Origin of the sequence: Thiohalocapsa halophila, assembly GCF_016583825.1 — a bacterium.
GTDB classification, from domain to species: domain Bacteria; phylum Pseudomonadota; class Gammaproteobacteria; order Chromatiales; family Chromatiaceae; genus Thiohalocapsa; species Thiohalocapsa halophila.
Genome location: NZ_NRRV01000049.1, coordinates 21352 through 42240 on the forward strand (window position 1 = coordinate 21352; position 20889 = coordinate 42240).

Sequence of the window (20889 nt, forward strand, 5' to 3'; positions counted from 1 at the left end):
CGGTTGGGAGCAGGGCATCGGCTCGATCCATTGCCGTCGGCGCCTTTGGCTATCAGCGACATCAGCGACTATCCGCTTCGGCCTTTTGCGGCGCTATGCCGGACTTCGGTTGGTCATCGGCGCTCGGTTGCCGCGCTGCCGTACCGAAGCGCAGATACAACGCCGGCACCACCAACATGTTCAACGCGGTGGACGACAACAGCCCCCACAGCATGACGATGGCCATGGGGGTTTGCAGCTCGCTGCCGGGCTGACCGCCTGCCAGGGCCAGGGGCACCAGGGCGAGTCCGGCGGAGAGGGCGGTCATCAGGATCGGCGCCAGGCGCTCCATCGCGCCGCGGCGCACGGCGGCGTGGAAGTCGGTCATGTGCTCGTCGTCCATCAGGTGGCGGATGTGAGTCACCAGCATGACGCCATTGCGGGTGGCGATGCCGAACAGCGCAATGAAGCCGACGATGGAGGCCACGGAGACCACGCCGCCGGCGGCGTAGACGCCGAAGATGCCGCCGACCACCGCGAGCGGCAGGTTGAGCATGACCAGGGCTGCGTCGCCGGTGGAGCGGAAGGCGACGGTGAGCAAGAGGAAGATGCCCGTCACGACCCCGGCACCGAGAATCAGCAGCGTCTGGCGCGCCTGGGCCGCACTCTCGAATTGGCCGCCGTAGGCGATGCGCCAATTTCCACTCGACTGGCCAAGCGGCAATTGCACCTGCTCGGCCACGGCCCGCTGGATGTTGGTCACCACCGAGCGCAGGTCCGTACCGGCGCCGGCCGCGGCGACGTTGGCGGAGACCACGATCTTGCGCTGCACGTCCTCGCGGCTGATGGTGTTGGGGCCGCGGTCACGGCGGATGTCGGCCAGGGCGTGCAGCGGCAGCCGGGCGCCGTCGGGGGTGGTGATCAGGGTCTCGCGGATCGCCTGGAGGTCCGCGCGGGCCTCGTCCGGATAGCGCATCACCAGGTCGAAGCTGCGCTGGCCCTCCAGCACGCTGGAGACCCGGCTGCCGTAGAAGGCGGCCTCGATGGCGCGGGAGACCTCGCCGACGCGCAGCCCGTGGCGGGCCAGCGCGGTGCGGTCCAGGTCGATGTGCACGAAGGGAATGTCGGCCTGCTGCTCGACGAACAGGTCCACCACGCCGGGCACGTCCTGCATGGCCGCCTCCACCTGGCGAGCGAGGCGCCGCAGCTCGTAGAGGTCGTCGCCAAAGACCTTGACGGCCACCGCGGCGCGGGTGCCGGAGAGCATGTGGTCCACCCGGTGGCTGATGGGCTGGCCGATAGTGATGGCCAGGCCCGGCACCTGTTGCAAACGCTCGCGTAGGGCGGCGAGCAGAGTGTCCATGTCGCGGGTGCCGCCTCCTTGTCCGCTCAGGTCCAGATTCACCTCGATCTCGGTGCTGTTGACCTCCTGGGTATGCTCGGCCAGCTCCGAGCGGCCGGTGCGCCGGGCGGTGCCGACGACCTCGGGCTGTGCCAGCAGGGCCGCTTCCAGCTGTTCCGCGAGGGCGTCGGACTGCGCCAGCGACGTCCCCGGCGGGGTACTGGCCATGATAGTGAGGCTGCCCTCGTTGAACGGTGGCAGGAAGGTCTGGCCGGCCTGGCTCAGCGCCAGCAGCGCCAGGGCCAGCAGCAGAAAGGACGTGCCGGCGAGCAGACGCCAGCGTCGTAGCGTCGCATCCAGCAGCGGCCCGTACCCCGCCTTGAGCCAGCGCACCAAAGCCGCTTCACGTCCAACGCGGATGGCCCACGAGCGCGGCAGCAGGTAGTAGGAGAGCACCGGCGTGATGGTGACCGCCACCAGCAGTGAGGCCGCCAGCGCCACCACGTAGGCGAGCCCCAGCGGAGCCAGCAGCCGGCCCTCCACGCCGCTGAGGAAGAACAGCGGCAGGAACACCAGGATGATGATCAGGGTCGCGAAGACGATGGTGGACTGGATCTCGTGGGTGGCGGCGTAGACCACGGCGAGGGTCGGGCGGCGCGCCTCGGCGGGCAGCGCGGTGTTCTCGCGCAGCCGCCGGGCGATGTTCTCCACATCGATGATGGCGTCGTCCACCAGGGCGCCGACGGCGATGGCCATGCCGCCCAGGGTCATGGTGTTGATGCTGGCACCCATGGCCTCCAGCACCAGCACGGCCGCGAGTAGGGACAGCGGGATCGCCAGGGCCGTGATCACCGTGGCGGTGGCGCTCCACAGGAATAGGAACACGATCACCACCACCAAAATGGCGCCGTCGCGCAGGGCTTCCTCGACATTGTCCACCGCGAGCTGGATGAAGTTCGCCTGACGGAACAGCTCGGCCTCGATCACCATCCCCGCGGGCAGGCCCTGCTGCAGCTCGGCGATGCGCCGGTCCAGGCGCGCGGTCAAGGCCAGGGTGTTGGCGCCCGGCTGCTTCTGGATGGCCAGCACCACCGCCGGCGACCCGTTGGCGGAGGCCGCTCCCCGGCGCACCGCCGGGCCGATGCGCACCTCGGCGACATCGCCGACGTGCACCGGTACGCCGCCGCGCTCGGCGATGACCGTCGTGGCGATGTCCTCGGCGCTGTGCACCCGGCCCAGGCCGTAGATCAGGTACTCCTGGCCATTCTCGGCGAGGAAGCCGGCGGCGGTGTTGGTATTGGTCTCGGCAAGCGCCGCGCGGACTTGGTCGATGCCGGTGCGGTAGTCGGCGAGCTTCAGCGGATTCAGCAGCACCTGATACTGACGGGTGTCGCCGCCGGTGGGGACGATCTGCGCCACGCCCGGCACGGCCAGCAGCTGCCGGCGCAGGGTCCAGTCGGCCTCGGTCTTGAGCGTCATCGAGTCGTGGCGCGGCCGGCCGGCCGCGTCCAGCTCGGAGCGCAACGCGATATACATGACCTCGCCCATGATGGATGTCACCGGCGCCAGCGTCGGCGGCGCCATGTCCGCCGGCAGCGCGGGCAGGGCGGTTCGCAGCCGCTCGCCGACGATCTGCCGGGCGCGGTAGATGTCCGCGTCCCAATCGAATTCTACGTAGACGATGGCCGCACCGATGCTGGTGGACGAGCGGATGCGGCGCACGCCGGAGGCGCCGTTCATGGCCGTCTCGATGGGGATGGTGACCAGGGTCTCCATCTCCACCGGGGCCAGGCCCGGGGCCTCGGCGAGGATGGTCACGGTGGGCGCGGTGAGGTCCGGGAAGACATCCACCGGCATCTGCACGGCGCGATGGCTGCCGTAGCCCAGCAGCAGCACGGCGGCGGCGAGCACGAACAGCCGGTTGCGCAGGGACCAATCGATCAGAGTGGCGATCATGCCGGGCCCCTCAGTGATCGTGGCCGTGATGTGCGCCGGTATCGCCCTCGGCGCCGGCGGCCAGGTGCACCAGGTAGGCGCCGCGGCTCACGACCCGCTCGCCTTGCCGAACGCCATCGTGCACGCCCACGAGGTCGCCGTCGCGCAGTCCCGTGTGCACCAGGCGGCGTTCGAATCGATCGCCGGCGACCTGCACATAGACCACGTCGGCGCCGGCGTGGTTGATCAAGGCGCCGGCCGGAACCACCAGGGTGTGCGAGACCTCGCCGGTGTAGACGCGGGCGCTGACGGACTGCCCCACCCGCAGGCGCTCGCCGTTGGGATGCCCGGCACGCTCGAATTCGAAGACGACGGGCACGGTGCGGCTCTCGGGGTCGACCATGGCGCCGTAGGCCACCAGCCGAGCGCCGGTCGCCGGCGTCAGGGCGAACGTCTGGCCGCCGTCATCGGCGTCGCCGTTGCTCAGGCCCCGCACGCTGAACCAGGCACCGACGGGGGTCTGGATGCGTCCGACGTCCGCCTCCGCGACGCGGGCATCCAGCCACAGACGCTCGGGGCTCACCAGGTGGAACAGCCTGGCCCCCTCCTCGACGAAGGCACCGGGGGCCACCTCGACACGGGCGACCACACCGCCGATGGGTGCGCGCACCGGCACGCCGGCGCCTTCGCCCTCTTCGGTGCGCTGGATCTGCGCCAGTCGGCGGCGCGCCGCGGACAGCTCCGCCGCGGCCACTTCCTCGTCGCCGCGGGCTTGAAGGACCTCCCGGAAGGGGATCGAGCGGTCCTCCCAGAGGGCGTCCAGCCGCTCGCGCTCCTGGCGGGCGAGGTCCAGCGCCGTTGCGGCGCGGGTGACGGCCAGCTCCAGGCCCGCGACATCCGCCTCACCGCTCAGCCGCGGCACCAGGTAGGCGAGGGTCTGGCCGGGCTCCACCCGCAGGCCGGTGTACGGGAAGCCGCCCGCTGCCGAGCGCAAATGCGCGTCGATGGGTGCCGTGACATGGGCATCGCCGTCGGCGCTCGCGCGCAGGACCCCGGTGGCGGGCACGGAGCCGCGCAGGATGCGCCGCTCGACCACCGCCGTCGCGAAGTCCGACAGCCATTGCTGCTCCTTCGTCAGCCGGACGCTGTCGCCTGCCGCGGCTTGCTCGCCGCGGGCCGCAGCGGCATGGTCGCGGGGCGCGCCGGCCTCTTGGTCGTGCTCGTGTCCATGTTCGTGCGCGTCCGCGTGGATATGCGCCTGATCCTCGCCGGGGCCGTGCTCATGCTCGTGATTCTCCGCATGATCATGCTCTGCCGGGTGTTCGTGATCCGCTGCGTGATCGTGCGGCTCGGCGTGCCCCGCAGCTGACTTCCCCCCTGTGATCGGAACCGCCAACGAGAAGCTGGCCGTCTCGGCGCCGTCCGCCCAAGCCAGCTCGAGCCGATGGCGCCCGGCTCGGGTCGGCGTCAGCCGCAGTCGATAGACCCCGGGGCGGCTCGGCGCGGCGGCCGCTGCGGTGATCGACGCCGCCGGACCCTGTGCGGCTTGGTCAGCGTCCTCGGGGACGAGGGACACCGCGACCTCACCGGCGCGCACCGGCGAGAAGTCCGCGAGCCGGGTCAGGAAGACGAGCAAGGTCGCGGGCTTCCCGGCGACCAATGGCGGGCGCTCCAGGAACAGCTCCAGCTCCCGCGTGTAGCGGGTCGCCGTCAGGATCTCCGCGGACTCCGTGGCATGGTCGTGGGCATCGTCGTGGGGATGCTCGCCGCCTAGCGCGCCGATCAGCCAGTGCTGGAATCGATGCCATAGTGAGCCATCCTGATGCCCGCCCCGGGCGTGGCGATGCGCTTCGTCGGCGTCGGGCTCCGGGTTGCCGTCGTCGTCATGGTTGTGGCGGTGAGCCGAGGCCTCGTCAGCGCCGAGGGGCTCGGCGGCGCCGTCGGCCGCGGGCGAGTCGGCACAGGCTGTGCCGGCCATTCCCAGCGTGACGCTGAGGACAAGGCATGCTGCAAGGCTCCGCCGCAGGCGGACCCATTGGGTCAGGGTGGTCACGCTCGATCACCTCCATCGCGTTGAGCACACGAGCCCGGGGCGACGTCGCCGCCGCCACGGCACTGGGGATCAGGCGATGGGGCGAGGGGGCCTCTCAGGCGGGGAGCAGGGCTGCGACCGGCAGGTCGCGCAGTACCAGGAGACGCCGTCGCGGACGCCGGGACAGGCGATCGGCAGCATGCACTGGGGTAGACCCAGGAAGTGCGCGCAGCCGTGGCAGGCGTGATCGCAGCCGTGGTGGTGGGCGTCGTCCGGCTGAGACGGCGGGGCCGCGCGCGTTGAGTCCGGCGCTTGCGATGCGCCCGCGCTTGGCTGAGCATCAGCCACGAAGTGCCGGTGCCGGCCGGCATCGGCGTGCACCTCGGCGCCGCCGTGCTCTGCGAATACGTGCGCAGGCCCGAGCACGGCCGCGAGTGACGGCTGCGCGAGCACCACCCAGGTCATGAGCACGCAAAGCAACCGGCGGCGGCACAAATTCACGGCGGGGACAGGAGCTCCGTTAGAGAGACCAGGTTGGTGGCGCTCGCACTGAGGGCGCTGAGATGTGATGCGCCGGCGTGGCTGACTTTTTGATTGAGAGGTGGTCCACCTCCGAGTCGATGCTATGGCTTATGGCGTGGAACCTCAAGCTGTCCATGGCCGGTCCGCGAACGGCGACCGGGCCCGCCGGACAGGCGGCTGTGACCGGGCGCGACGCACCGGTTTGGCGCTGCATCGCATCGACGAGGAGCGCCGTCACGAGCTCGCCTTGATGCCCGTCAAGGAGCGCTTGCACGAGCCCTTGCAGGCACGGCTGATCGCCAAGCTGGATCGCATAGCGGTTCAGGACGTGCCGGCGCGGTGCCAGGCCGTGTGCCGCGGCTCGCCGAATGATTGGAGGGCTTCGCCCTCGAAGGTGATGCGCTCGGTGAGACCAAGGACCTTGCCTCGGTAGATGCGGTCGCGGGCGTCGCAGTCGACGGCGGCGACCTCTTCGATCTCATAGCACTGCCAAGCCGCGTGGGGATGCCGGGGGCAGTGGACGCCCACGTCCGGTTCGCGCAAGCTGTGCATATGCCGATGGAATCGATCTTATCGTTGTGGCGGACAATGGTGTTGCGCCTGCACCCGGTGTGGCGCGGCATGCTGGCCGTGAATGCCGTTTATGCAGTGCTCGGCCTGGTTTTGCTGGCACCGCTGCCGGGCATCGTGTTCCGGCTGCTGCTGGCCCTGTCGGGAGAAACGGCATTGTCGGACCAGGAGATCGCGCTGTTCCTGGTGACGCCTTGGGGCATCGCTGCGCTGATCCTGGCGGCGACTGTGCTGGTCGCGGTTGCCGCGCTGACGCAGGCGTCGCTGCTGTATCTCGCGGCGGCCGGCGGGCGGGCCCGCAATGCCGTGCTGTTCGCCTTTCGGCGTCTCGTGCCCATCCTGTCGGTGTCGGTACGGCTGGTCGTGCGGGTGCTGGCGCTGGCGATACCCTTCATCGCGCTGGCGGCCGCCACGGCATGGCTCGCGCTTAGCGCGCACGACATCAATTACTACCTGGCCGAGCGCCCGCCCGTGTTCTGGATCGCCGCGGTCGTCATCGGCTTGCTGCTGGCAGTGCTGGCGTTCTTGCTGGTCCGAAAGCTGATTGGCTGGTCGCTGGTGCTGCCGCTGCTGCTGTTTGCGAATCAGGGTCCGGCGAGCGCCTTCGCCGAGAGCGAGCGGCTGACGCGGGGAAAGCGCGCGCTGGTGTTGGGCGCGTTCGCGGTTTGGGCCGCCATCGCGATCGCGCTGGGCGCTGTCGTGCTGGCACTCATCGACACGCTGGGCGATTGGATCATCCCGCAGCTGGGCGACTCGCTGACGCTGCTCGTGGCCGTGCTCGGTGCCTTGGTCGCGCTTTGGGGGCTGCTGAGCTTTCTCGCTGGCACCATCAACGCATCAGCGTTTGCGGGCGTGACCTTGGCTCTCGCCGACCGTCTGGGCGCGCCGCTGCGGACTGATTTTGCCGCAGCGCCGGCGCCCCGGCCCGCCGCACGCCTGCCGCAGCTCACTACCGGGCGTGTCGCAGCCGTCATGGCCGTGGTCGCCGGCATCGCCGCTGCGACCGGCATGTGGCTGCTCGGCGGGATCGACGTGCGCGACGACGTCTTGGTGGTAGCCCACCGCGGGGCGGCTGGCAAGGCACCGGAGAACACCCTGGCCGCGGTCCGCCAGGCGATCCGCGATCGTGCTGACTGGATCGAGATCGACGTGCAGGAGACTGCCGACGGCGAGGTCGTTGTGGTGCACGACAGCGACTTCATGAAGCTGGCCGGGGAGCGGTTGAAGGTTTGGGACGGTACGCTGGCGCAGATCCGCCGCATCGATGTCGGGAGCTGGCGCGGCCCGCGCTTCGCTGGCGAGCAGGTGCCGACGTTGCGTGAGGTGCTGGAGACGGTGCGCGGTCGGGCCAAGCTGGTGATTGAGCTCAAGTACTACGGCCATGACCAGCTGCTCGAGCAGCGCGTGGTGGATCTGGTGGAAGCCGCGGGCATGGCCGACGATGTCGCGATCATGTCGCTGCAATATCATGGTGTGCAGAAAGTCCGCGCCCTGCGGCCCGAGTGGCGCATTGGCTTGCTGGCCGCCAAGGCCATCGGCGATCTGAGCCGACGGGACGTCGATTTCTTGGCCGTGAATCAGGGCATGGCGACGGCGCACTTTGTGCATCATGCCGAGGCCGCGGGCAAGCCAGTCTTTGCGTGGACGATCAACGACCCGGCCGCGCTGGCGCGTGTCGTCGCTGCCGGTGTCTCCGGTGTGATCACCGACGAGCCCGAGCGCATGCGCGGGCTGCTTGCCGAGCGCCGGGAGATGGGTTCGGTGGAGCTGCTGTTGCTGCGCACGGCCCTGCTGTTCGACCGACCGCCCCCCGCGCGCCGTTACCGCGATGACTCACCCTGATGCATCCGGCCCCGCCGGCGCACCCAACGGCTCGTGCTGCTGCTCGCTCTAACGACGCTCGCCCCGGACGTTACCGCAGCCGGCGCAGGGGCCCCGGCCACGGGCGCCGCGGCATCGCAACGAGCGCCGCAGCCGTCGGCGCATGCTGCCCCTCAGGCGATGACCCTGCCGGCACTGACAGAAGCCCTTGAGCTGCCGCTGGAGATCCCGCACCACGAACGCCTGGCAGCACAGAAAACGGACCCGCGCAATGCGCTGGCCGCATTTGCCACGGATGGTTGCAGCGGCGGGCTGTCTGCCGCTTGGGACGCTTTCGCGTCCTGGATCGGCGAGTTCCGCCAGGTGCACGGCAAGCTGCCCCCTTGGCAGCACTGCTGTGTCGATCACGACCGCCTTTATCACGCCGGCGGAGCCCGCGATGCGACACCGCGGGAGAGCTTCGATGCGCGCCGGGCGGCCGACCTGGCGCTGCGGCAATGCGTCCTGTCCACCGGTGTCGAGCGCACGCCTGCCCTGGCGGGGGAATACGGCCTGAGCCAGGGGCAGGTCGCGGCGCTCTATCGCGCGATCGCCGATCTCATGTACCGCTCGGTACGCTTAGGAGGTATTCCCTGCAGTGCACTGCCGTGGCGCTGGGGCTACGGCTGGCCGCATTGCGACTGAACCGGCATCGCGCCGTTGCTTCCCCGCAGTTATGTCCAGCCGATTGGCCCCGCGCTGCGCCTCTGCCGTCCCGCGTATCGCGCTTGGCGCTCAGTCCTGTGCTGCGAGGTGTCGGCGCACGAACTGGGGCTGGGCCAGTGCGGCGGCGTGGATGTCGGCGTTGTAGTAGGTGGTGTCCAGCGCCGCGCCGGCGTCGATGCGGCGGAAGTCGGGGATGGCTTCGCCGGTGGCGGCCATCGTGGCGCTCCACCAGCCCGATGGGTAGATGGCCTGGGGGAAAAAGAGGGTGCGCACGGCGCCGAAGCCGGCGCTGCGCAGGTCCTGGTGCATACTGGTGATGATGTCCAGGTGAAAGAGCGGGGACTCGCTCTGCTGCACCAGCAGGCCGTCGTCGGCGAGCGCGCGGCGGCAGTCGGTGTAGAAGTCCGCGGTGAAGAGACCCTGGGCCGGGCCGACGGGGTCGGTGCTGTCGACGATGATCACGTCCAGGCTGCCCGGCTCGGCGTCGGCCATCCATTGGATGCCGTCGGAAAAGAGCAGCTCGGCGCGCGGGTCGTCGTTGCTGGCCGTGAGCTCGGGGAAGAACTGCTCGGCGATACGCGTGACGCGCTCGTCGATGTCGATCTGCATCGCCTGCTCGACGCTGTCGTGCTTTAGCACCTCGCGCAGAGTGCCGCAGTCGCCACCGCCGATGATACACACGCGCTTGGGCGCCGGATGAGTCAGCAGCACCGGGTGGGCGAGCATCTCGTGGTAGAGGAAGTTCTCGCGCGAGGAGAGCATGGTGAAGCCGTCGATGACCATGAGGTTGCCGAAGTGCTCGGTCTCGTAGACCTCGATGGTCTGGTAGTCGCTGCGCTCTTCGTGCAGCTTGCGCCGAATGAGCAGCGAGAAGGCACTGCCGGCGACGTCCTCCACCTCGGTGAACCAGTGTTTGTCGTCAAGGGTCGGCATGGGGCGGCTTCGTCGGCGGCTGGTGTGGATTGGGTACAAGACCCCCTTGACCTGTCCGGCCGGGCGGTCTGTGTGGGCTCAGCGCGGATAGCGGTCGTCGAGATTGGCCGGGCAGAGCACGTCGCGCATGATACCGATCAGCTCCAGCAACTGGTGATTGCGGATGCGGTAGAAGATGCGGTTGGCCTCTTTGCGGGCCACGACGATGTTCTTGTTGCGCAGCTGCTCCAGGTGCTGGGAGATGTTGCTCTGCGAGGTACCGGTGCGCTCCACGATCTCGCCGACCGAGAGCTCGCGGTCGCCCAGGGAACAGAGGATCTTCCAGCGCAACGGGTGCGCCATCGCCTTTAGTGCCATCGCCGTCAGGGCGGTGTCCTCCTGCGAGGGCGGCGTGGACTCGTCCGCGGGGTTTTGCTCGTTCATCGTTACAACCATCGCTTACCTTTGGTGGGCACACCCGCTGTGCGCGGGGGTCGCGGTTGTCGGCGTCGTTGTTATCGTGGCGGGTCCGAACGGCAGTGCCGGGGTCATGAGACCGTCTCCCGGCTGCCGGCGTCCCTGGCCCGATAGGCGGCCTCGTCGTCGACGCGAACATAGCCGCTCATGTCCTTGGCGATGCAAATGATCTCGCTGATCGTACCCGCCTCGTCCTTGACCGCGGTGCGCGAGAACAGAATCGGCACACGGCTGCCGTCCTTGGCGATGAAGCGCGCCTCGATTTTGGCCAGCGCGCCGGTGCGGATCAGGGCTTCCAGCCAGGTGCCCATGAAGGCGCCGGCCTCCTCGTCGCCTTCTTCTTCGAAGACGTCGCCGATGGACAGCCCGATCAGATCCTGCTCCGGGTAGTCCAGCATGGCACAGGCCGCCGGGTTGGCCTGTTTGATCAAGCCTTCTGCGTCGAGCACCAGCAGGGCTTCCCCCATGTACCTGACGATGTTTTCCAGGTATTGCCGGGCCTGCTCCAGCTCGCGGGTGCGCTCGGCGACCTTCTCTTCCAGCGCGACGTTGAGGGCGCGCTCCTTCGCGATGAGCCGGAAGTAGGTGCTGATCTTGTTGATCAGCAGATTGTCGTCGATGGGCTTGAGCAGATAGTCCACCGCGCCGACGGCGAAGCCGCGCTGCTGGAATTCTTCGGACTTGAAGGCGGCCGTCAGGAAGATGATCGGGATGTCGCGGGTGCGCTTGCGCAGCTTCAGCAGCGAGGCGGTCTGGAATCCGTCCATCTCCGGCATCTGCACGTCCAGGATGATGAGATCGATGTCCCGGTGCTCGAGTGTGATATCAATGGCCTCGCGCCCGGAGGACGCCTCCAGCACAGAGGCCGAGTGCAGATGCTTCTCGATCAGCGTGCGAAGCGTGTACAGATTGTGCGCATGATCGTCGACGATCAGGATCTTGTAACCGGAGGCGTCTGTCATGCCAGCCGTCATGCCATGTCCCGTGTCGCTGCCTTGCTAGTGTCAATCGGAGCCTGCGTCAACGCTCGCTCCAGGATGCCCGCAAGGGCGCGGCCATCCAGGGGCTTGGCGAGGAGCCCGTCGGCGCCGGCGGCCCGGCAGCGCTCGCGCTGCGCCTCGTCGAGGTTGCCGATGACGTAGATCGGCGGCCCGGCGCCAGCCGTGTCATTATTAATCCGTTTGATCCTAGCACAGCTTTCTTCTGTCGACGCCGAGGCGGCGAGCAACAGCAGCGCGCAGTCGCGTTCTTCCGACAGGGTCTCCAGCGCCTCGTCCGCGTCGGCGGCGGTCTGCACCCGCACGCCCATGTGCTCCAGCTCCGATGTGGCCGTCACCAGGCACTGTACGTCGCGCTCCACCAACAAGACCCAGCGGTTCTGGGGCAGGTCTGCGACGGCCGGCGCCGACGCGATCGGCGCGCGCTGCGGGCGGATCACCTCCGCCGGCTCCGATGGCTGCTCCGTCTCCAGGGCCGGCGGTGCCGAGCGCTTCTCCAGGATCTCCACGGCATCCAGCTCTTCTGGGTCGAGTGCCTGGGGCAGCCACAGGGTGAAGCGCGAGCCCTCGCCGAGGCTGCTCTCGACACCGATCTCGCCGCCCAACAGCTGTGCCAGCTCGCGGCTGATGGAGAGCCCGAGCCCGGTGCCCCCGTAACGCCGGCGAGTGGAGCCGTCCGCCTGCTGGAAGGCCTCGAAGATGATCTGCTCCTTGCCCGGCGGGATGCCAATGCCGGTATCGGCCACGGTGATGGCGAGCGGGCGCGCCTCCGTGCCCCGACTCACCGCAATGGTGACGCCGCCGGTGTCGGTGAACTTGGCGGCATTGGACAGGAAATTCTTCAGGATCTGGCGCAGCTTGCCGCGGTCGGTGTAGATCCGCTCCGGGGCGTCGGCGGCGATGTCCAGGTCCAGCGCGAGCCCCTTTTGGGCCATCGGCGGGCGCATCATCTCGGCGAGCTCGGCCAACATTGGCCCCAGCTCCACCCATTCCAGGCTCACGGTGACCGGTCCCGCTTCGATGCGGGAGATGTCCAGGATATTGTCGATCATGGTGCGCAGGTCGCGGCCGGCCTCGTTGATGACCTGGGCCTGGCGGCGCTGCTCGTGGTCGAGTCCGGATTCCTGCGCCGCGAGCATCTTGGACAATAGCAGGATGGAGTTGAGCGGCGTGCGCAGCTCGTGACTCACGTTGGCCAGGAACTCCGACTTGTAGCGGTTCGACTGCTCCAACTCCCGGGTGTGCTGGCGCTCGGTGGCAATGTGCTCGGCATGGTTGCGCGCCAGTGCATTGAGCTGGCGGCCGAGCTCGCGCACCTCCTGCGGCCCTTGCCAATCGAACCGCTGCGGCTCGCTGTCGCGCAGGATGGACTCCACGCCGCTGGTGAGCTCTTGGCCGAAGCGCTCGGCCCGGTTCGCGAGCCAGCGGGCGATGAGCAGCACCACCAGCACCAACGCCAGGATGATGGACAGCACGCGCGCCATCAGCGCGTCGCGGAACTGCTCGATGGGGGAGGGGTCCACCGGGCGGCCCACCCACAGGGGCACTCCTTCTTCGGTGAGGAACATGGGCACCCACAGCAGCGGCGGGCCGTTCGGGTTTTTCCAGAGGGCGAGCTTGCCCTGCTCGAAGATCTTCGCCAAGCCCGGGAACTCATCGAAGGCCGTTGCCGCGTCGCTCAGCGGCTCCCCGGGGCGCAGATAGCTGCCGTCGTTGGTCACCCAGAGCGTGTCGCGGTAGTACTGGGCGAGCCCGCCGACGTCGATGGTCATCAACAGCAGTCCGGGCGGCAGTCCATCGGCGCCGCTGCGCTCGCCCACCGGACTCGCCAGCTGCAGGGTCATGAGCTGGCGCGGGTCCTCCATCCCGGCATAGGGATTGATGCGGATGCGGCTGACGATGACCTCACCCGCCTGCAGCTTGATGCCGGCGTTGACGAAACCGCGGCTCGGCGGCTCCGGCGGCAGCGGTGCCGGCTCCCACTCGTGGGTCTGGGCGTCGCGGCGCAGCCAGAAGCGCTCGTTGCCGCCGGCGTCCACGAACAGGATCTGGATCACGTCCAGCTGATCCGGGAGCATTTGATTGATCCAGCCGGTATAGCGTGCCCGCGCGCGGTCCACCTGGTCCTCGCTGCCCTTCTCTCCCAGGATCACCCCCGGCTCCGGCAGCTTCGCGAGCAGACGGATCATCTCGTCGCGGCTCGCCAGGTGCTGATCCAGATCGCGGAAGTCCGCCCGCAGATTCTGCAGGTAGGCTTTTTGGTAGAACATCGCCGTGCGGTCCAGCACCAGCGGCAGGTTGATCAGCACGGCGACGATCAACGGGGCCAGCCCGAACAGCAGCAACAGGATCAGAATGTAGTAGCGGAGCTTCACGCCGAGCCTCAAGACCTAGACCAGCGAATTACGATAACGGCCACCGGCGGCCGAGGGAATGGGCATGCCGGCCGCCATCTGCGGATTCGATGCCGCCTTGAGACCCGCCGCCTCCCGCTGCGACGATGATCTGTGACCATGCGCCTCACCCTGCTCTACCGCGACGACGACCTGGTGGCGGTGGACAAGCCGCCAGGGCTTCTGGTGCACCGCAGCCGCATTGCCGATGCCGATGCCTTCGCGCTGCAAGCCCTCCGCGATCAGCTCGGCCGGCGCGTGCATACGGTGCACCGCCTGGACCGCCCCACCTCCGGCGTGCTGGTGTTCGGACTCACGGCGGAGGCGGCGCGGCGGCTGTCAGCGCAATTCCAGGCGCAACGGGTGGTCAAGCGCTACCTCGCCGTGGTGCGCGGCTGGCCGCCGGCGGAGGGCGCTATCGACCGGTCGCTGGATGATCCGGAGGCGAGCGCAGCCGGACAGCGCGCACCCCGGGCGGCGCTGACGCGCTATCGGCGCCTGGCGACGGTGGAGCTGCCGGTGGCCGTTACCCGCTACCCCACCAGCCGCTATGCGCTGATGCAGGTGCAGCCCCGCAGCGGGCGCCGGCACCAGATCCGCCGGCATTTCCTGCACATACGCCATCCCATCATCGGCGACACCAGCCATGGTGAGGGCCGGCACAATCGTTTCTTTCGCGAGCGTTTCGGGCTGCACCGGCTGCTGCTGCACGCCTGGCAGCTCAGCTTCACGCATCCGATGAGCGGTCTGCCCCTGGATCTGGAAGCACCGCTCGATGCGCAGTGGGGCAGGCTGCTCGCCGAGCTTGGCTGGACAGGCGCTCTAACCACGCCCTGACACAGCGCGGCGAATCAAGGCGCCGTGGGAGCGGCTCACAGCTCGCGCACGAGCTCCAGGACCCGCTCCGCGTGGCCCTTGGGCTTGATGTCGTACAGCGCGTGGCGGATGACGCCGTCGCGGCCGACGATGAAGGTGGAGCGTACGATGCCCATCTTCTTGATGCCGTTTTTCTCTTTTTCACGCCAGACCCCATAGGCGTCGCAGACGTCGCCGTCGGTGTCCGCGAGCAGCGTGACGCTGAGGCCGTACTTATCGCGGAAGGCACCGTGGCTGGCGCAGGTGTCCCGGCTGATGCCGACGATGTCCGCCCCGGCGGCCGCGAAATCTTCGTGCAGGTCCGTGAACTCCAGCGCTTCCATGGTGCAGCCCGGCGTGTCGTCCTTGGGGTAGAAGCAGAGCACGAGGTTGTGCTCCGCCCAGAGCCGGGTGATGTCGACGCGCTCCATATCCGCGTCGGGCAGTGAGAAAGGCGGTGCCGAGTCGCCGGGTTGCAGCATGGTCTCCCCCTGATCAGCGGTTATGGCCCGGGACTCTGGCGGCGGTGCGCCTGTCGCCCGGCGAAGATGCGAGCGTCCGCTGTCGAATGTCCGGCGAAATGTAGGCAGGCGCCGAGCGGGCGTCAACCGCAACCGCAGCGCGTCAATGCGCGATGTGGTTGCGCTGCGCTGCGTTCAGGAGTCATCGGCGTCGTGGGTGCGGGCCGTGGTGCGCTGCCCAGTCGGGGCTTGCGCGACGGGCCCGGACGCCGGCGGCGGTGCAGCAGCTGCGGGGGCGGCGCTCGCGGTATCACCGCCGCTGTCGTGCTGTTCCGGCGCCTGCTCTTTCGGCGGCAGCCGCACACTGGCGACCGTGCCGCCGCCGACGCGGCTGCTCAAATGGATTTCCATATCGTTGGCGACCGCGAGCTGGCGGGCGACGGCGAGGCCGAGCCCGGAGCCGCCGGTGCGGCGATTGCGCGAGCCCTCGAGGCGGTAGAAGGGCCGGAACACCGCGTCGCGGTCGCCCTCCGGGATACCGGGACCGCGGTCGAGCACGAAAATCACCGCCGCGCGGTGGTTGCAGTCCAGCCGAACCTCCACCGGCGCCTGGCTGTAACGCAGCGCGTTCTCGATAAGGTTGCCGAGGATGCGCCGCAGTGCCAGCGCGTTCACGGCTTGGATGCAATGTCGCACCGGCTCCCAGACGATGCGCGGGCGCGCCCCCACGACCTCATTGACGAGCCGGCCGATGTCCAGGCGATGGCGCTCGCCGGCGCCGAGCGTGCTGCCGAGCTCCACCGCCTGACTGATCTGGGCGTTCATTTCCTCGATGTCCCGCTCCATACGCGCCTTCAGCGCCGGGTCTGTCTGTCGGGGCAGCATCTCCAGGGCGAGGCGCAGGCGCGTCAGCGGGGTGCGCAGGTCATGGGAGATGCCCGCCAGCAGCACGGTGCGGTCCGCCAGGAGCTCGCGCACTTGCTGGCTGGTCTCGTTGAATTGCCTAGCGAGATTCGCCAGCTCGCGCGGTCCGGTCTCCGGCAGCGGCTCCGGGGAACGGCCTTTCGCAACCTCTTCGGCCGCGTGTGCCATACGGGTCAGCGGTGAGGTGATGCGCCGGGCCAGCACGGAGGCCGTCACCACCAGCAGCAGCAGGGCCAGGGTCGAGATGATGAACAAGCCCTCCAAGGGCTTGGTATTGATGCGATCCCGCGGAAAACCGGCCCAGACCTGGCCCTGTGATGTGGCCAGATCCGCCCAGAACCAGCGCTTGCCGTCGATGACGTTGCTTTGCATCTGCACCTGCGCGCCGGTGCGCTCGCTCAAGGCCTGGCTCAGGCGCAGCACATAAGGAAAGAAGTAATGGCGCAGGTTGGCGGGCGGCTCCTCCTCGGTGCGCAGCCAAAGCTGGTAGTCGTTCAGGAGCTTGAAGCGGTATTCGCTGCGCATGTCCGCCGGCAGCTGCACCAGGGTGCGTGCAGAGAGCTCCATGAAGGCGGCGAGGTCCGCCGTGGAGCGCTGGACGACCGGGAACAGCGCATAGTAGACGACGGTAACAAAGGTAATGAGCGCGAAGCTGCCGAAGGTCAGCAGCAGCGTCAGCAGCACCCGTGCGAACAATGATGCCGGCAGCAGGGAGCGCAACGGGCTCACCCCTCGGCCTGAGGCGTGAAAATGTAGCCGCGGCCCCAGACGGTTCGAATATAGATGGGCTGTTTCTTGTTGGGCTCGATCTTCGCGCGCAGCCGCGCCACCTGCACGTCGATGCTGCGGTCGAAGGGGTTGCGCTCGTAGCCCTTGAGCAGATCCAGCAGACGGTCGCGGTGCAGCATCTGGTTTGGATGCTCGACGAAGATGCACAGCAGGTCGAACTCGCTGCCGGTTAGGGTCACTGGCTCGCCGTCGCGGGTGAGCTGGCGGGCGGCGATGTCCAGCCGATACGGGCCGAAGGTGCTCGCCTCCGCGGCGGAGGCTTCCGCGGCCGGCGCTCGGCGGCGCAGCACGGCCCGGATGCGCGCCAGGAGCTCGCGGGGGTTGAAGGGCTTCGCGAGATAGTCGTCGGCACCCACTTCCAATCCGACGATGCGGTCGATGTCCTCGCCGCGGGCCGAGAGCATGATGATAGGCGTGTCATCCATGGTGCGCAGTCGTCGCGCCAAGGTGAGGCCGTCCTCCCCGGGCAGCATCAGATCCAGAATCAGCAGGTCTGCCTGGTGGGTCTCCAGCCATTCGAGCATGGCGGTGCCGTCCTCGACGGCGCTCACGTCGAAGCCTTCCTGGCGTAAGTAATCGCTCAGCAGCTCGCGCAGGGAGGCATCGTCATCGATGACGAGTACGCGGGTGGGTCCTTCGGCGGCGGGCATGGCTTGCGTTTTGGTCCAGGTCGTTGTGCAGGGGATGCGAGCGGCATCGCTGGGCGCACGGGGCTACTGCGCTGCGCCGCTGTGCGCTGCGGCGCTGTAACAAGTTGTCACAATATTAGTATGTGAGGAAATACCTTGGTGAGCGCCCTCGTGGAGAATCCTAAGCCTGCGGTCAAGACCCCGGCCGTCGCCCCGTCGCCCCGGTGGTGGTCGCGGCTCGCCTTGCGGCAAGACTAGGGACACGCCGATTCATGGGCGCTTCCCGTCCAAGGCAGGATGTCGCGTCGTTTGCAGCGGCGTAAGCCGCTGAAAATGAAGGCGCCATAGAGTCGCATTTTCGGGCTCCGTGCGATTTTTGGCCAGCATGGCCAAGGAATCGCCATCTCCCCAGCGCAATTGCGGGAAACAGAGGCAGTACCATGAGTTTCGACGCATTGACCATCAGCGGTGTTGTTGCCGCGCTCGTGAGCGCCGGGTTCATCGTCGGCGTCGTCCGCAATAACGAGCGCCTGCGCGGCAGGGACGAGCAGGACACCGGCACGGACTGAGTCGAGCGGAGTTCGTCCGAGGGCACCACCCGAGCGCCTCGCGCGGCCGCCCCTGGGCGACGATGAGCTCCGTCGGGGGCACATTGCTTCTCCTGTAGCCCTGCCCATGCGGCGCCAGCCGCGAACGCCGCACGTACAAGTCGAGGCCGGTCCTCGCTGCGCGCTTGGGGGCCGAGCGCCGGCGTCGCAGTCTCCAGCATAGCGCCCCCGCACACGATTTCTGGGCAGCAAGCCAGTTGGCCGCCAGGCAGTACACACCCTGCCGTGGCGGTCTTTTTTTGCGGCCAAGCACGCCGACTGAGCCGGGCGCCGCTGCGGTGGTATGCGCTTCGGTGGCCGCGGGAGCGGCGCTGTGGGCAGCGCGCGTCACGCGCTGGCTCAGCCGCGCTCCGGGGGCAGGGCGGCGCTGAGGATGTCGAAGACGGTTTCCAGCGTCTGCCGGACCTCGCGGGCTATTGCGATGGTCTCGGCGGCGATGCTCTCGGCGTCTGGGGTCTGGTCGCCGTCGGCGAGCTGGATACCGCCCTGCAAGGTGCCCGGCGCCAGGCCGGGGTGGCCGAGGTCGGTGTGGGTGTGCGCTTTCAGTCGGATGCCGCGGGTCACTGGTGGTCTTGCCTCCGCCCCCGGTTGTTGGAAAACCCGTACTGCAGCTCGCACTTCATCCTAACCCAGGATTCAGCGCGGTGTCTCCCGCGACGCGATGCCGGGCTGTACTTGGTTGTACCGGGGGCGATGGCCCAGGTACGCCGCTGTGCCAGGCTGCCTTCCGGGCTGTGGCGGCGCCGGCGCGGCTGGTACCGCTTGTCGGCTGACCCATGGCGCGCATTTCACTTGATTCAGGGCAAAGGTGCGCGGGCAGTGGTGTTGCAGCGACCGTGGCGGAGCTTTGGGTGGCGGCCTTTGCTTGATCAACAACACTTCTCAAGCGCTTGCACCTGGCGCATGCTGCCGGGGACTGCGTCGAGCGCTAATATGAACCCCAATAACGCATCACCAACAGGAGCCGCTGCAATGCAAGTCCGCGATTACATGAGCCCCGCCCCCGTCACCATCGAGACCGGCGCCGACTATCAGGAGGCCTTCAGTGTCATGCAGGAGAAGAACCTCCACCACTTGCCGGTGCTGGACGCGACCGGCAACTGCGCGGGACTGGTGGCACGCCGCGACCTTCAGCTCGCGGCCCGCTGCTTCCAGGAGGCGCCGGTGGAGATCGGCGAGATCATGCACAAGCCCGTCACCACCATCACCCCGGACGCGGATCTCGGCACCGCCGTGGCGCTCATGATGGACGACCACATCGGCTGCCTGCCCGTCTCCGACAACGGCGGCGGCCACCTGGTCGGCATCATCACCGAGACAGACCTGCTGCGGGCGCTTCAGGATCTGCTGGCGGCAGGGGGGCGTTGACCTCGGCCGCCGCGGGACAAGCCACTCGGCGTCTCCCCGGCCGCCTCAGGCGAGCGCGGCATCCAGCTCTAACGCCGCCCCGACCCAGGTCTCGAGTCGCGCACGTGCTTCGCCGGCGTGCCACCTGCCCGTAGCCGCCGGCTCGGAGGTCTGCATAGATCTCGAGGGCTCGCGCTGCCGGTATGATCGGCGAGCCGGTCCGGGTGCGGGCGCCGACGGATTCCGCTGCCTTCGGGCGATCCTGCTCCAGGATATCGATCATGGCAGGTCGCCCCCGCGCCGGCGGCGGCTCAGCGCTGCCGGCCCTGCACCCGCAGCCTGAGCGCATTCAGGCGAATGAAGCCCGTGGCGTCGCCCTGGTCGTAGGCGCCGGCGTCCTCCTCGAAGGTGGCGATGGACTCGTCGAACAGGCTATTGGTCTCTGAGCGCCGGCCCACCACCAGCACATTGCCCTTGTAGAGCTTCAGGCGGACATCGCCGTTGACCACGGCCTGGGTCTGGTCGATGGCGGCCTGGAGCATCTCGCGCTCGGGGCTGAGCCAGTAGCCGTTGTAGATGAGCTCGGCGTAGCGGGGCATCAGCTCGTCCTTTAGGTGCGCCGCCTCGCGATCCAGCGTGAGCGACTCCATGGCGCGATGGGCCTTGAGCAGGATGCTGCCGCCGGGGGTCTCGTAGCAGCCGCGGGACTTCATGCCGACGTAGCGGTTCTCGACGATGTCCGCGCGGCCGATGCCGTGCTCGCCGCCGATGCGGTTCAGCTCCGCCAGCACCTCCGCCGGAGTCATGGCCTTGCCGTCGATGGCGGTGACGTCGCCCCGGGTGAAGGTCAGCGTGATCTCCAGCGGCGTGTCCGGCGCGTCCTGCGGGTCATTGGTCCAGCGCCACATGTCGCCGCCCGGCTCCACCCAGGGGTCCTCCAGGTCGTAGCCCTCGTAGGAGATGTGCAGCAGATTGGCGTCCATGGAATAGGGCGACTTGGTGCCGTCGCGCTTCTGCTCGATGGCGATGCCGTGCTCGGCGGCGTAGCTCATCAGCTTCTCGCGGGAGAGCAGATCCCACTCCCGCCAGGGGGCGATGATCTTGATGTCCGGATTCAGGGCATAGGCGGTGAGCTCGAAGCGCACCTGGTCGTTGCCCTTGCCCGTGGCGCCGTGGCTGATGGCGTCGGCGCCGGTCTCGGCGGCGATCTCCACCAGGCGCTTGGCGATGAGCGGCCGGGCGATGGAGGTGCCGAGCAGGTACTCGCCCTCGTAGATGGCATTGGCCCGGAACATCGGGTAGACGAAATCGCGCACGAACTCCTCGCGCAGGTCCTCGATGTAGATCTCCTTGATGCCGGCGGCCTGGGCCTTCTCGCGGGCGGGCTCCACCTCTTCGCCCTGGCCGATGTCGGCGGTGAAGGTGACTACCTCGCAGCCGTATTCCTGCTCGAGCCACTTCAGGATCACGGATGTGTCGAGGCCGCCGGAATAGGCGAGCACGACCTTCTTGACGGGGGTGCGGGACATGGTCTGCTCCTTAGGGACTGCGGGCAAAGTGGGAGTATACGGGAGGGGCGAGGGGCGAGGG

General features: G+C 68.4%; 17 protein-coding genes. 6 read left to right on the plus strand and 11 right to left on the minus strand.

Annotation, left to right across the window (positions count from 1 at the left end):
• Nucleotides 1-61 precede the first annotated feature (61 nt).
• On the minus strand, nucleotides 62-3277 hold the full coding sequence (locus CKO31_RS17700; protein ID WP_200240092.1) for an efflux RND transporter permease subunit: 3216 nt from the start codon (nucleotides 3275-3277) through the stop codon (nucleotides 62-64).
• 10 nt (nucleotides 3278-3287) lie between these two features.
• Nucleotides 3288-5309 carry an efflux RND transporter periplasmic adaptor subunit gene (locus CKO31_RS17705; protein WP_200240093.1) on the minus strand — a complete coding sequence of 674 codons (2022 nt, stop codon included), beginning with the start codon at nucleotides 5307-5309 and terminating at the stop codon, nucleotides 3288-3290.
• A gap of 291 nt (nucleotides 5310-5600) precedes the next feature.
• Between CKO31_RS17705 and CKO31_RS27285 the strand changes: the two genes are divergently transcribed.
• From CKO31_RS27285 to CKO31_RS17715, 3 genes are all read left to right on the plus strand, one after another.
• Nucleotides 5601-5726 (plus strand): hypothetical protein, encoded by a 126-nt coding sequence (locus CKO31_RS27285; protein WP_274607770.1) that lies wholly within the window; start codon nucleotides 5601-5603, stop codon nucleotides 5724-5726.
• Between the two features lie 456 nt (nucleotides 5727-6182).
• Nucleotides 6183-8222: a glycerophosphodiester phosphodiesterase gene (locus CKO31_RS17710; RefSeq protein WP_200240094.1), complete on the plus strand. Its 2040-nt coding sequence runs from the start codon at nucleotides 6183-6185 to the stop codon at nucleotides 8220-8222.
• Between the two features lie 159 nt (nucleotides 8223-8381).
• Nucleotides 8382-8885 (plus strand): hypothetical protein, encoded by a 504-nt coding sequence (locus tag CKO31_RS17715; RefSeq protein WP_200240095.1) that lies wholly within the window; start codon nucleotides 8382-8384, stop codon nucleotides 8883-8885.
• 90 nt (nucleotides 8886-8975) lie between these two features.
• Here the strand turns inward: CKO31_RS17715 and speE are convergent, their stop codons facing one another.
• The 4 genes from speE to CKO31_RS17735 all read right to left on the minus strand — a co-directional run bounded on the left by speE (nucleotide 8976) and on the right by CKO31_RS17735 (nucleotide 13668).
• Nucleotides 8976-9839, minus strand: coding sequence for a polyamine aminopropyltransferase (gene speE, locus CKO31_RS17720; RefSeq protein ID WP_200240096.1), 864 nt, complete (start codon nucleotides 9837-9839; stop codon nucleotides 8976-8978).
• Nucleotides 9840-9917: 78 nt separating this feature from the next.
• Nucleotides 9918-10262 carry an ArsR/SmtB family transcription factor gene (locus CKO31_RS17725; protein ID WP_200240097.1) on the minus strand — a complete coding sequence of 115 codons (345 nt, stop codon included), beginning with the start codon at nucleotides 10260-10262 and terminating at the stop codon, nucleotides 9918-9920.
• A gap of 104 nt (nucleotides 10263-10366) precedes the next feature.
• Nucleotides 10367-11257, minus strand: coding sequence for a response regulator (locus CKO31_RS17730; protein WP_200240098.1), 891 nt, complete (start codon nucleotides 11255-11257; stop codon nucleotides 10367-10369).
• 8 nt (nucleotides 11258-11265) lie between these two features.
• Nucleotides 11266-13668 carry an ATP-binding response regulator gene (locus tag CKO31_RS17735; RefSeq protein ID WP_200240099.1) on the minus strand — a complete coding sequence of 801 codons (2403 nt, stop codon included), beginning with the start codon at nucleotides 13666-13668 and terminating at the stop codon, nucleotides 11266-11268.
• Nucleotides 13669-13806: 138 nt separating this feature from the next.
• Between CKO31_RS17735 and CKO31_RS17740 the strand changes: the two genes are divergently transcribed.
• Nucleotides 13807-14523: a pseudouridine synthase gene (locus tag CKO31_RS17740; RefSeq protein ID WP_200240101.1), complete on the plus strand. Its 717-nt coding sequence runs from the start codon at nucleotides 13807-13809 to the stop codon at nucleotides 14521-14523.
• 35 nt (nucleotides 14524-14558) lie between these two features.
• Here the strand turns inward: CKO31_RS17740 and CKO31_RS17745 are convergent, their stop codons facing one another.
• The 3 genes from CKO31_RS17745 to CKO31_RS17755 form a co-directional block, all read right to left on the minus strand.
• Entirely contained in the window at nucleotides 14559-15023 is a 465-nt protein-coding gene (locus CKO31_RS17745) for a peroxiredoxin (protein WP_200240103.1), read from the minus strand.
• A gap of 174 nt (nucleotides 15024-15197) precedes the next feature.
• Complete coding sequence (locus CKO31_RS17750; RefSeq protein WP_200240105.1) at nucleotides 15198-16655, minus strand: ATP-binding protein; 1458 nt, start codon at nucleotides 16653-16655, stop codon at nucleotides 15198-15200.
• The gene (locus CKO31_RS17755) at nucleotides 16652-17365 is read right to left on the minus strand and encodes a response regulator (protein WP_200240107.1); all 714 of its coding nucleotides are present in this window, start codon (nucleotides 17363-17365) and stop codon (nucleotides 16652-16654) included. Before CKO31_RS17755 ends, CKO31_RS17750 begins: the two co-directional genes overlap by 4 nt.
• A 419-nt stretch (nucleotides 17366-17784) precedes the next feature.
• Here CKO31_RS17755 and CKO31_RS27290 point away from each other — a divergent pair, with 419 nt between their 5' ends.
• Nucleotides 17785-17913 (plus strand): hypothetical protein, encoded by a 129-nt coding sequence (locus CKO31_RS27290; RefSeq protein WP_274607771.1) that lies wholly within the window; start codon nucleotides 17785-17787, stop codon nucleotides 17911-17913.
• A gap of 378 nt (nucleotides 17914-18291) precedes the next feature.
• Here CKO31_RS27290 and CKO31_RS17760 read toward each other — a convergent pair whose 3' ends face one another.
• The gene (locus tag CKO31_RS17760; protein ID WP_200240109.1) at nucleotides 18292-18516 is read right to left on the minus strand and encodes a hypothetical protein; all 225 of its coding nucleotides are present in this window, start codon (nucleotides 18514-18516) and stop codon (nucleotides 18292-18294) included.
• 408 nt (nucleotides 18517-18924) lie between these two features.
• Between CKO31_RS17760 and CKO31_RS17765 the strand changes: the two genes are divergently transcribed.
• A complete protein-coding gene (locus tag CKO31_RS17765) occupies nucleotides 18925-19320 on the plus strand; it encodes a CBS domain-containing protein (protein ID WP_200240110.1) in 396 nt (131 codons plus the stop codon).
• A gap of 290 nt (nucleotides 19321-19610) precedes the next feature.
• Here the strand turns inward: CKO31_RS17765 and CKO31_RS17770 are convergent, their stop codons facing one another.
• A complete protein-coding gene (locus CKO31_RS17770; RefSeq protein ID WP_200240112.1) occupies nucleotides 19611-20828 on the minus strand; it encodes an argininosuccinate synthase in 1218 nt (405 codons plus the stop codon).
• Between the last annotated feature and the right edge of the window lie 61 nt (nucleotides 20829-20889).